The organism is Fusobacterium sp. (genome assembly GCF_019012925.1).
Lineage (GTDB): Bacteria > Fusobacteriota > Fusobacteriia > Fusobacteriales > Fusobacteriaceae > Fusobacterium_A.
Genome location: NZ_JAGIRL010000001.1, coordinates 1 through 12,468, shown reverse-complemented (window position 1 = coordinate 12,468; position 12,468 = coordinate 1). Strand labels below are relative to the sequence as shown.

The following is a 12,468-nucleotide window of genomic DNA, read 5'->3' as shown; positions in this document are numbered from 1 at the left end:
TTTATAACCTCCTCTTGATTTTTAACATTAACTGATTATTAGTCTTGTTTAACTATGATGTATCTTAATACTTCTTCTACGATGTTTAGTTTTAATTCAACATCTGATAATACAGTTCCGTCAATTTCAAAAGTAGTTAATACGTAGAAACCAGTCTTTTTCTTATCGATAGGATAAGCTAATTTTCTTTCTCCCCATTTCTCGCTCTTTTGAATAGTTGCTCCTGCAGCAGTTAAAACTCCAGTTACTTTTTCAATAACAGCCTCTCTACCTTCTTCAAGTATAGTTGGGTTGATAATGAACATAATTTCGTATTTTTTCATCTTTTAACCTCCTCCCTATGGTATTAGCCCAAAACACAAACGTTTTTGAGCAGGGTCGTTTTATATTCTATCACACTTTATTAAATTTTTCAAGCTATTTTTATCTTTTTCTTACCCAAGGTGGTAGATCCAAGTTTGGTTTTTCAGCTTCCTCTTTTGTTTCAGTAGCTACTTTTTCAGTTTTAGCTATATCCACATTTATAAAAGGCTCATTTTTTTCCTCTTCATTAGCAAAGTTATTTGCTATTATAGTTACTTGAACTCTATCTCCAAATTCAGGTTCAATAACTAGTCCAAACATTACATCATCAGCAGTTTTTCCAGCTGCATCTCTAATCATATCAGATATAGTTTGTGCTTCCATAAGAGTTATATCTGGAGCTCCTGTTATATTGATAAGTATTTTGCTAGCACCTAGTATAGATTTCTCTAGTAATGGAGATTGTAATGCTTTTTCAGTAGCTTTTATAGCTCTGTTCTCTCCCTCTCCCTCTCCAAATCCTAGTACAGCCACTCCTGAATCTAACATTGTAGCTTTAATATCTGCAAAGTCTAGGTTGATAAGTCCATTTCCTATCATAAGATCTGCTACCCCTCTAATACCTATCTTTAAGATATTGTTAGCTTCTTTAAAAGCATTCTGTAAAGTTATTGTTTTATCTGGTAACTCAAATAACTTATCATTTGGTATAATTACTAAAGCATCTACAGCTTTCTTTAGATTTTCAATTCCAACATCTGCATTATTCTTTCTCTTTCTTCCTTCAAATGAGAATGGTCTAGTTACAACAGCAACAGTAAGAACTCCCAACTCTTTAGCAACTTTTGCTATTACTGGAGCTGATCCAGTTCCTGTTCCTCCACCCATTCCTGCAGTTATGAATAACATATCTGTATCTTCTAATAGATTTTTTATCTTTTCAACATCTTCCTCTGCTGCTTGTCTTCCTATCTCTGGGTCAGCACCTGCTCCCAATCCTCTAGTTAACTTCTCTCCTAGTTGTATTCTTATGTCAGCTAATGATTTTCCTAAATCTTGAGCATCTGTATTTGCTGCAATATACTCCACTCCTCCTACTCCTGAAGAGATCATATCATTTATTGCATTTCCACCTGCTCCACCTGCTCCTAGCACTTTTATCTTTACCAAATCTTGATCCATTAACATACTTCTCTACCCTCCCTAATTATATGAAATTTGAAAACCAATTTTTTATAGCTTTCATCATTTTATTTTCCTGTTTTATATCCTCTGTTTTTTGTAACTCATCTTCTATTGTTTCTATTAATTTCTCATCTTCTTTTATCTCTTGCTCAATCTTTTCATTTTTTAACTCTATCTCTTGATGAGTATAACTTCCTGTTCTTATTTTTTGGTCTTCTTCTTCCATAACTTCATAAAATAGTCCTATTGCAGTTGCCATACTTGTATTTACACTATCAAGACCACTAAATGTACTTGGTAAAACTTTTCTAGCCACATATCCTGTTTTTTTATTTATCTTCTCAAGTAATTTATCAGCATTGATTATCTTATCATAAACTACTCCTCCAGTTAAGACAAGACCTTTTCCTAAATACCCAGTAAATCCAGATTTTTCGATAGTGCTATTTATATAATCTATCATCTCCTCCACTCTGGCATTTATAAAATCTTCAAGTTCTAGGGCAGCGATATATTTCCCTTCCCCATAGTAGATATACCCCTCTGGTGATATATCTTTTTCTCTATACTTATCTAGAATCTCTATAGCTGTATCCTCTTCATTCAATTTTAAGATATACATTAAATCACTCTTAAAATGCATTCCACCTAGAGGTATAGTCTCTGTGTAGATTATCTTATCATTCTTATACAGTATAATGTCTGTACTTCCCTCTCCTATATCTACAAGGGCAACTCCCATTCTTCTATCTTCCTCTTCAAGAGTTGATTTTGCAGAAGCATAGGCGTTTAAGATTATATTCTCTACATCTATACCTATTCTATTTATTGTTTCCACTAACTTAGCCACTCTTTTTTTCTCAGTAAATATCAAATGAACATCTGCTTGTAGTTTTGTCCCAACAAGCCCTAAAGGATTTTTAATAATTCCAGAGTTATTAACTTTTACATTGTATATCTCTGTTTTTAATATCTGCTCCTCTTCATTTAATACCTTTTCTTCAGCTTCTTTTACTAGTAATTTAATGTGTTCTTCTGTTATCTCGTCCTCTTCAAAAAATATCTCCACATTTATTGTTCTAGACTTTATGCTTTCTCCACCCATTCCAACAGTTACTGCTTCAATGTCTTCATCAGAGTAGTTAGCTAATTCATCTATAACAGTTTTTATTGATTTTGATAGTGCTTCTCCATCTTTAATATCATTTTTTATCATTCCTTCACTTGGAGATTCGATATATTTAAGAACTCTTAAAACTTCACCATTTTCTGATAATTCTCCAGTAATTGCCTTGATCTTATTGTTTCCTATATCAATTACTGTCTTTAATATTTTCCCTCTATTTCCCATTATTTTTCTCCTCTGAACTCTTAACTATAAAATCATCAAATCTAATGTCAATGTACTCAACTTTTTTAGTTTTTACAAGCTCATTATACAAAGTTTCTAATATTTTGTACTTCTCTTTCTCTACAAGTAAATTCGTTTTAATTATTGTTCCATCTAACAAAATAATCTCTATACAGTCTTTATCTTTAATATAAATTTGGGAAATTAAATTTTTTAGAATAGAGTCATCTAACACCTTTGAAAGTTCTAATAATTTCATTATATCGTTCTCGTCTTTAGCCACCATAAAATAAATATCCTTTTCAGGTCTCTCCTTTAACATACCAAAAATTTTCCCATTTTGATCTAAAAGATAAACCTTCCCTTTTATCTGTACATAATAAGCTAGTTCTTTCTCTTTAATCTTTATTTTTAAAAGGCCTAAATCTGGATTCTCTATTTTTACATCTTCCACTCTAACGTCTTGTTTTAAATACTCTTCCAATTTTTTAATATCTATTTCCCATATATTAGTATTATAAAGTTTTTCTATAAGTTCTGTCAATTCATTTGATAAAATTTTCGAATTTCCTTCTATTTTTATCTCTTTTATTTTGAAAAAATCTAAACTTAAAAATTTACTTGGAATTAAATAAAGTAAACAACTAAATAGATATATCATAATTAATCTTATTATAAACTTCAAAAGAAACTCTCCTATCTTCTAAAAGTATCCACCATAATTCTAACTAGATCATCAAAAGTATATCCTTTAAGTGTACCTAAATCTGGTATTAAGCTTGTTTTTGTCATTCCTGGACAAGTGTTTACCTCTAAGAAATACACCTCTCCATCTTTTAACATAAAGTCACTTCTTGAAATTCCCTTTAGTCCCACTATGTTGTGTATTTTCACTGCATTTTCCATCGCCTTGTCATAAGCTGATTTCTCAATCTTTGCTGGATATTCATGTACAGATCCACCAGCTGCATACTTTGATTCATAATCATAAAACTCATTTTTAGGTATTATTCTCAATACACCTAGTCCCTCTCCATTTAGAACTCCTACAGTTAATTCATCTCCCTGTATCATCTCTTCTATTAGAGGTCTCTTTCCTTCTAGCTCTTTTAGGGCATTGTAAACTTCCTCTTTATTGTTACAGAAATAGATTCCTACACTTGAACCATCTCTTGAAGGTTTTACAACTACTGGAAATCCATCTATCTCTTCAACACTATTATATGTTTTTGCCACTTTTATTCCAGCCATTTTTGCTACAGCTTTTGTATAGGCTTTGTCCATAGTTATAGCACTTTCCATTGCTCCTGAGCCTGTATATGGCTTATTTAACATATCCAATAATCCTTGAAATGTTCCATTCTCTCCATATCCACCATGTAGAGCGATATATGCTAAGTCATACTCATTTTCTGTGAATGCTGTTATTAAATTATCTTCAGTTACATCTACTCCATATGCATCATAACCTTGATTTTTTAAGCTTTCTAATATTGCTGCTCCACTTCTTAAAGATACCTCTCTCTCTGAAGAGATCCCTCCCATAAATACTGCTATTCTCATCTTTCACCTCTAAAATTATCCATTATTTCTTAATATTATTATCTCTTCTTCAAGTTCTACATCATATAACTCTTTTATCTTACTCTTAACAAGAGCTAATATCCCTTCAATATCCTTAAATGTTGCTTCCCCATGATTAACTATGAAGTTAGGGTGCTTTGGAGATATCTCTGCTCCACCTATTTTTGTTCCCTTAAGACCTGCTTCTGATATAAGCCTAGCTGAAAAATCCCCCTTTGGATTCTTAAAAGTACTTCCTAAATTTGGTTTATCTAGAGGTTGTTTACTCTCTCTTAGAGCTTGTATCTCTATCACTTTTTTCAAATCAAAACCTCTTTTAAACTCAAATGTAGCACTTATTATTACCCATTTTTTCTCCTGTATCTCTGTACTTCTATATGAGAAATTTATCTCCTCTTTTTTTAGAGTCTTTATCTGATGATTCTCATCAAATATCTCAATCTCTTTTATACAGTCAAATATCTCACTTCCGTAGGCTCCTCCATTCATATAGACAAGTCCACCTACACTTCCTGGAATTCCTGCTAGATTTTCAAGCCCTGAGTAATTATTTTTATTCATAAAAGCTGTCAACTTGCTAAAGTCTAGCCCTGCTTCCACACGTACCAATCCCTCTTGAAGCTCCTCTATCTTATTCAGCTCTTTTAATGAAACAAATGTAATATCTAGTTCTCCCTCATCTATAAGAGTATTTGTCCCATTTCCTATTAAGAATATATTTTTTTCATTTTCAAATATATCCTTTAATTCCTCTTTATTTTCAACAACTATAAATTTTTTAGCTGTTCCACCAATTTTCATATTAGAATGTTTCTTTACACTATAATTTTCGTAAACTCTCATTAGCTATATTTCCTTTCCAATTTTTCTGCTACTCTGTGAGCTATCTTCGATATATCTCCAGCTCCCATAAACATAAATACTCTATCTCCTTCAAATTCCATTATCATATCATCTATATTTTGTGGATTTTTCTCAAGGATAGCCTTTGGACATTCAATAATATTTTGTAAATCCTCAATAGTTACTCCAAAATTATCCTTTTCTCCTGCACTATATATAGGTAAAAGAACTACTTCATCAGCTTTTTCAAAAGCATTTTTGAAATTTTCCAATAGGAATTTCACTCTACTATAACGGTGTGGTTGGAAAATTACAGTTATTTTGCTACTCTCTATTGATCTTGCTCCCTGTAAAGTTGCCTTTATCTCTGTTGGATGATGAGCATAGTCATCTATCACTCTAATTCCATTTCCACTGTATAATACATCATATCTTCTTTTTGAACCTCTAAATTTTTCAAAAGCTCTTTCAATATCCTTTTCTTCCAAACCAAATTTTAAAGCTAGATATATAACAGGTAATGAGTTTAATATATTGTGCTCTCCTGGAATATATAGAGTGAATCTTCCAATCTTTTCACCAGCTATATTTACATCATAACTTGTTTTTCCATTTCCAATCTCTATATTTTCAGCATAGATATCTGCAGTTCTATCTTTAATACTGTATCTCTTTATACACTTGTTCTCTTTTGTTGCAGCTAATCCTCTCAAGATCTCACAATCTGAGCATATTAATACCTCTTCAGAAGTTTGATCTATAAATTTTGAGAAAGATTTAATTATATTCTCTAATGATCCATGATTTTCTAAGTGATCTGCCTCAATATTAGTTATAACTGAATATTTTGGATTCATATATAGGAATGAATTATCACTCTCATCAGCTTCAGCTATAAAGTAACTTGCTTTTCCTGGTTTTGCATTAGATCCTATCTCTGGTAAGATTCCACCTACAACTATTGTTGGATCTAACGGTAACATAACAGATGCTGCCATTGAACTTGTTGTTGTCTTTCCATGTGTTCCTGCAAAAGCTATTCCACACTCTTCATTCAAAAGCATAGCTAATAGCTCTCCTCTTTTTACTACTTTTATTCCATTTTCTAAGGCATATATATATTCTGGATTCTCTTTTTTTATAGCACTTGAAGCTATTATCATATCAAAATCCTTACCCTCTAAGTTTTTCTCTGAATGCTCTTGATGAACTGTAATTCCAATACTTTCTAACTCATCAGTAACATATGAACGGCTTAGGTCACTTCCCTCTACCTCATATCCTTTACATTTCATAATTTTTGCAAGTCCACTCATTCCTATTCCATTTATCCCAATAAAATAAATTTTTTTCAACTTAATTCCTCCAAATATCAAGAGAATCAACAATCTTCTTAACTGCATTCTCTGTTTTCAAATTTTTTATATTTATCTTCATAACATCTAATTCACTCTTATTTTCTAAAAGCTCAAAAGCTTTCTCTATTGCTATACTAGCTTCTGAATTTTTATACATCTGTGCCGCTCCCACATCTTTTAGGAGTTTTCCATTGGCATACTGTCCTACTTTTATTGAGTTATATGGAATAACTACTGACGGTTTCCCCAACTGTATTATCTCTGAAATTGTCAATGCTCCAGCCCTGCAAACTATTAAGTCTGCTGCTGCCATAATGTTTATCATATTATCAAAATATGGTCTAACAGTATCTTGGATCTTAATTCTATTTATACTTTTAACTATCTCATCATAGTTCTTTTCTCCAGTAGCCCAATAGATTCTTAAATCTTTATCTTCCAATACCCTATCCCAATTTTTTAACAGTGCATCATTTATCTCCTTAGCTCCCAAACTTCCTCCAGTTATCAAAAGAATCTTCTCATTCTTTTCAACTTTTAGACGCGCTCTCTCCTCACTTCCTTTGATCTTGTATATCTCCTCTCTCAAAGGATTTCCTGTTACCAAACACTTATTTTGAAATTTTATAGGAATATCATCATAAGTTTTTTCAAAAGCTAAGAATATCTTTTTAGCAAATCTATAAAAAAGCTTATTTGTCCCTCCTAAATTTGCATTTTGTTCCTGTAGATATATCTTTTTTCTAGCTACTACCCCACCTATTAATACTGGTATGGAGATATAGTTTCCAAATCCTATTATAGCATCTGGTTTCTCTTTTAACACCAAAGATATCCCTTGAAATATCCCCTTTACATAGCCTATCATATTTTTTATACTTCTTGGAGGAGCTATATTCAAACCTATAAACTTAAATCCAGCCTTTGGTACTATATCCTTTTCCATTCTGATGCTTGTTCCTACAAACAGCACCTCTACTCCTCTTCTTCTCAACTCATCTGCCACTGAAAGAGCTGGATAAATATGACCTCCTGTTCCTCCAGTTGTTAAGATTACTTTTCTCAAATAACTCACCTACCAAAAATCTCTCTCACTAATTCTTTGAATACCTGTCCTCTGTGTTCAAAACTTTTAAACTGATCATAACTAGATGTTGCTGGAGAGAATAGCACTATTTTCTCATCAGACTGAGTATATCTTTTCTTTATATCCTCTAAACAAGTTTTAATATCTCTCAATAGATGTATCCTATCCTTCTCATACTGTATCTTCAAAAGTTCACTCTCTAACTTATCAGCTATATCTCCTATCAAATAAACTTGGTCCACTCTATTTTTTATCAACTCAATTAAAGGTGTCCAATCCAATTTTTTATCATAACCACCACATATCAATATGCACCCTTTGAATGCTTCCACTGCAAATGTTGTAGACTCTATATTAGTTCCCTTTGAATCATTTATAAATTTCAATTTTCCATAATCGAAGAACTCTTCCATTCTATGTTCCAATGTCTTAGTTGTATATAGAAATTCTCTTATTTTTTGATTGTCTACACCACAGATTTTCCCAACTGTGACAATAAATAACATATTTTCAAGGTTGTGTTTTCCTTTTAAAGACAATTTTTCAATCTCTAAAACCTCTTCACCTCTCCAATACATTTTGCCACCCTCAATATAACAATCCCCTTTTTTATTCTGTGATACCTCTATCTTAGTAGCTGGGATTAACTTCTCTCTTTTTAATAACTCCTCACTATCTAAATTGAATATAAAATACTCATCTTTAGTTTGATTTTTACAGATGTTAAATTTTGTATCATAGTACTCTTCAACATCTTTATATCTAGCTAAGTGATCTGGAGTTAAATTTGTTACTAAAGAGATATATGGTTTAAACTTCTCTAAATTCTCCAATTGAAATGAACTTAATTCAAGAATAATATAATCTAACTCCTCACCTTTTAAAAGTAATTCTGCAAGACTCACCCCTATATTTCCAGCATAACTTGCCTTGTATCCTGAGTATTGTAGCAACTCTGTTATCTTAGTTGTAACAGTTGTCTTTCCATTTGTTCCAGTTACTCCTATAATCTTTGTAGTAGTACCATATTTTATCATATATTGATAACATAATTCAATTTCATCTATAACTTTTATCTTATTTTTTTTAGCTTCAAGCACCAAATCATTATATGGTACCCCTGGACTCTTTATAAAGATCTCAACCTCTTTTAATAATTCGATCCCCTCTATAGACTTTAATCCAACTTTATCATCAATAAGTATTACCTCATACCCCATATGTTCTAAAAGTTTCTTGGCTCCAAGTCCACTGACTCCAGCACCAAAAACCATTGCTTTTTTCATAGTTTTACCTCTCTTTACTTTTTCTATCCTAGATATACTTATAACCACGGTTGATTACCGTGGTTATATTGTTTTTAAAGTATTCCTCTCATTCTCACTATTCCTAAGGCTATTATTCCAAACATCAATGTTGCTATCCAAAATCTCATTGTTACCTTCGTTTCAGCAAGTCCACACAATTCAAAATGGTGATGAATAGGAGCCATCTTAAATACTCTCTTCCCTCTCAATTTGAAAGATCCAACTTGAATAATTACAGATAAAGCTTCCATAACAAATACTCCACCTATTATTGGTAGTATCAATTCCTGCTTCAATAATATAGCTACAACTCCTAGTATTCCTCCTAGTGTCAATGATCCTGTATCTCCCATAAATATCTGTGCTGGATAGAAGTTATACCATAAAAACCCTAACCCTGATCCACATACAGCTGATAAAAATACTGTTATCTCTCCAGATCCCTCTATATAAAATAAGTTTAAGTGATTACTTAACTCCATATGTCCTGTAAAATATGCCACTACTCCTAAAATAGCTGAACATATTACCATTGGCATTATAGCCAGACCATCTAAACCATCTGTTATATTTACAGCATTTGATGTTCCCATCAATATTATCAAAATAAATAATAACATTCCAAAACTTCCTAAATATAACATATGGTGTGAATAGATTGGATTTATTATTGCTAGATCAATCAATTTACTTCCAGCAAGTCCAAAATAATTTACAAAACACCATACTAAAATTGCTATTAATCCTTGACCTAAAAGCTTTTTCTTTCCAGATAATCCCTTTTTATTTACAGTGAACTTCTTATAGTCATCTATAAATCCAATTCCTGCAAATCCCATCATAGTTAGCAATAGTAATATAATTATTCTATTAGATATATCAGCTATTAATAAATTTGTCACTAAGATAGTTAAAACAATCAATACCCCTCCCATTGTAGGAGTACCCTTCTTTGACATATGAGAAGTGGGTCCTTCCTCTCTTATCTTCTCACCAAATTTTTTTACTTTTAAATAATTTATGAAAGGCTTCCCTGCTATTAATACTATAGCAAAGGCTAAAATAAAAGCCATAAAACTTCTTAAATAAATAGACTTTAAAAATTGAAACTTATTAACGTACTCTCCTATTAAATATAGCATATCTTCTCCCTATCCTTCTATAATCTCTTCCATTTTCATTCCTCTTGATCCCTTTAATAGGATAGCTTTAGCTTGAGGAAAACTCTTTCTAATTTCAGATTTTATCTGCTCCTTATCAGAAAAATGAGTTATTAATTTAGTATCTTCCAAGATCTCATAAGCCTTCTTCATTCTAGGCCCATACACATATATCTTGTCAACTTTTATAGAATTAGCTTTTTCTAAAACCTCTCTATGATACTTGATCTCATCTTCCCCTAATTCAAGCATATCTCCTAATACAGCTATTTTTACTCTATCATTATACAATCTATCAAAAGTCTCTAAAGAGTATCTCATAGAAATAGGACTAGCATTATATGCGTCATTTATATAGATAGTTTCACCTTTCTCAATCTTTTGAAATCTCATTGGAGTTAGATTTAAACTATCTAATCCTCTTTGAATCTCATCACAACTTAAATTAAATCTCTCTCCTATAATTATACCCATAGCAGAGTTTAAACAGTTGTGTTCTCCATTTAATCTTACATTATAATGGTTAGAATCCAATGTAAACTCTATCCCATTATCACTATCTACAAAATCTGTAATCTGATATTTGCAATTAGCTCCATAACCTACTGTTAATGAATTTAAGCTTTTTAAATAAAAATCATCTCCACAGACTAATAGTTTATTACTATCTACATATTTAACAATCTCACTTTTAGCTTTAAATACATTCTCTCTTGTTTTTAAAAATTCGAGATGTGAGTCCCCTATATTTGTTATTATTCCATAGTCTGGTTGTGAAATTTTACAAAGTGTATCAATCTCTCCAAAACTACTCATTCCCATCTCTAAAACAATTATCTCATCACTATCTTCAAGTTGTAAGATAGTAAAAGGAAGACCAATATGATTATTATAGTTTCCCTCTGTTTTCTTACATCTATATCTCTGTGAAAGTATAGAGTAGATTATATCCTTAGTAGTAGTCTTTCCATTACTACCAGTAATCCCTATAACTTTAACTCCCAATTCATTTCTATATTGTAAAGCTAACTCTTGAATAGCTAATACACTATCTTCAACAACTATAACTTTTTCATTGTCGCCTGAATAGTTGTCAGCTATTATCAATGAAGCCTCTTTTGCTAAAGCTTCCTCTATATAATTATTTCCGCTATTTATTGCTATAAACAATGAATTCTTCTCTATTTTTCTACTGTCCATAACAACTTTGGAAATCTCTTCAACACTATTCAAATTATATTTTCTCTTTAATATTTCAGTTAGAACTTTCATACTCTTTCCTTATGATTATTCAAAGAATAATTCCCTTTCTATAATTATTTAAACTAACATATTATTGTAGCATTTATATGCAAATAATACAATGAACTTTTATAATAATTTCTAAAGTTCTTTCTATCTAAATAGTTATATTTTTATACACTTTTTTAAATCTTTGGCAAATTCATAAAGATTTTCATAAATAGGTACTCCAAGCTCACTCATCTTTTCAATATGTTCCATTCCATGACCTGTTTTTACCAGTATAGGAGTCACTTTAGCCCTTATTCCAGCTTCTATGTCACTTATATTATCCCCAACCATAAAAGACCCCTCTAAATCGATATTAAACTCTCTTATAGCCTCTTCTAACATACCTGTATTAGGCTTTCTACAATTACACTCAACTCTATATTTACCTATCCCCTTTTCTGGATGATGAGGACAGTAATAGAACTTCTCTATTTTAACTCCCTCTTTTTCTAAACACTCATTTATATAGTTATTTAGTTTTATTAAATCTTCCTCTGTATAGTAGCCCCTTGCTATTCCAGATTGATTAGTTACAACTACAAAAATATATCCCAATTCTGCAAGTAACTTCAATCCTTCTACTGCTCCTTTTTCAAATTCAAAATCCTCTATCCTGTGTAAATAGTCCTTCTCTACATTTATAGTTCCATCTCTATCTAAAATAACAGCTTTTCTCATAATTCACACCCTTTTTACTTTAATTAAATATATGTTATTATATCATATATTTAACTAAAAAATTGTCCAAAAAATAAAAAAAAGCTTGGCAAGTTCCTATCCTCCCAGAAGGCTTCCCTCCAAGTACTTTCAGCGTTTACGGGCTTAACTTCCAGGTTCGGAATGTATCTGGGTGTACCCCCCGTAGCTCTTCTCACCAAGCTAATATCTATTAGAATAGACATTTGAAACTATATAGTAAAATCATTAAGGTTAAAACTTCGACTTATTAGTATTGGTCAGCTAAAGGCCTCACAGCCCTTACACCCCCAACCTATCA

Annotated in this window: 12 protein-coding genes and 1 rRNA gene; all 13 read right to left on the bottom strand. The window is 31.5% G+C overall.

What is annotated here, in order from left to right:
* Positions 1-38 precede the first annotated feature (38 nt).
* The 13 genes from rpsF to rrf all read right to left on the bottom strand — a co-directional run bounded on the left by rpsF (position 39) and on the right by rrf (position 12,350).
* Positions 39-323, bottom strand: a complete 285-nt coding sequence (rpsF, locus tag QZ286_RS00065; RefSeq protein ID WP_291254941.1) for a 30S ribosomal protein S6 — start codon at positions 321-323, stop codon at positions 39-41.
* A gap of 100 nt (positions 324-423) precedes the next feature.
* The gene (gene ftsZ / locus QZ286_RS00060; protein WP_291254940.1) at positions 424-1,491 is read right to left on the bottom strand and encodes a cell division protein FtsZ; all 1,068 of its coding nucleotides are present in this window, start codon (positions 1,489-1,491) and stop codon (positions 424-426) included.
* A 19-nt stretch (positions 1,492-1,510) separates the two neighbouring features.
* The gene (ftsA, locus tag QZ286_RS00055; RefSeq protein WP_291254939.1) at positions 1,511-2,839 is read right to left on the bottom strand and encodes a cell division protein FtsA; all 1,329 of its coding nucleotides are present in this window, start codon (positions 2,837-2,839) and stop codon (positions 1,511-1,513) included.
* Positions 2,829-3,524 carry a cell division protein FtsQ/DivIB gene (locus QZ286_RS00050; protein ID WP_291254938.1) on the bottom strand — a complete coding sequence of 232 codons (696 nt, stop codon included), beginning with the start codon at positions 3,522-3,524 and terminating at the stop codon, positions 2,829-2,831. Before QZ286_RS00050 ends, ftsA begins: the two co-directional genes overlap by 11 nt.
* An 11-nt stretch (positions 3,525-3,535) precedes the next feature.
* Complete coding sequence (locus tag QZ286_RS00045; RefSeq protein ID WP_291254937.1) at positions 3,536-4,402, bottom strand: D-alanine--D-alanine ligase; 867 nt, start codon at positions 4,400-4,402, stop codon at positions 3,536-3,538.
* Between the two features lie 15 nt (positions 4,403-4,417).
* Positions 4,418-5,266 (bottom strand): UDP-N-acetylmuramate dehydrogenase, encoded by an 849-nt coding sequence (murB, locus tag QZ286_RS00040; protein ID WP_291254936.1) that lies wholly within the window; start codon positions 5,264-5,266, stop codon positions 4,418-4,420.
* A complete protein-coding gene (gene murC / locus QZ286_RS00035; RefSeq protein WP_291254935.1) occupies positions 5,266-6,621 on the bottom strand; it encodes a UDP-N-acetylmuramate--L-alanine ligase in 1,356 nt (451 codons plus the stop codon). The genes murB and murC overlap by 1 nt, the downstream gene beginning before the upstream one ends.
* Before the next feature lies 1 nt (position 6,622).
* Positions 6,623-7,690, bottom strand: coding sequence for an undecaprenyldiphospho-muramoylpentapeptide beta-N-acetylglucosaminyltransferase (gene murG, locus QZ286_RS00030; protein ID WP_291254934.1), 1,068 nt, complete (start codon positions 7,688-7,690; stop codon positions 6,623-6,625).
* A gap of 5 nt (positions 7,691-7,695) precedes the next feature.
* Entirely contained in the window at positions 7,696-8,997 is a 1,302-nt protein-coding gene (murD, locus tag QZ286_RS00025) for a UDP-N-acetylmuramoyl-L-alanine--D-glutamate ligase (RefSeq protein WP_291254933.1), read from the bottom strand.
* A 74-nt stretch (positions 8,998-9,071) separates the two neighbouring features.
* The gene (gene mraY, locus QZ286_RS00020) at positions 9,072-10,160 is read right to left on the bottom strand and encodes a phospho-N-acetylmuramoyl-pentapeptide-transferase (RefSeq protein WP_291254932.1); all 1,089 of its coding nucleotides are present in this window, start codon (positions 10,158-10,160) and stop codon (positions 9,072-9,074) included.
* 9 nt (positions 10,161-10,169) lie between these two features.
* Positions 10,170-11,450 (bottom strand): UDP-N-acetylmuramoyl-tripeptide--D-alanyl-D-alanine ligase, encoded by a 1,281-nt coding sequence (murF, locus tag QZ286_RS00015; RefSeq protein WP_291254931.1) that lies wholly within the window; start codon positions 11,448-11,450, stop codon positions 10,170-10,172.
* 135 nt (positions 11,451-11,585) lie between these two features.
* Positions 11,586-12,149 (bottom strand): D-glycero-beta-D-manno-heptose 1,7-bisphosphate 7-phosphatase, encoded by a 564-nt coding sequence (gmhB, locus tag QZ286_RS00010; protein ID WP_291254930.1) that lies wholly within the window; start codon positions 12,147-12,149, stop codon positions 11,586-11,588.
* An 83-nt stretch (positions 12,150-12,232) separates the two neighbouring features.
* Positions 12,233-12,350 (bottom strand): 5S ribosomal RNA (gene rrf / locus QZ286_RS00005).
* Between the last annotated feature and the right edge of the window lie 118 nt (positions 12,351-12,468).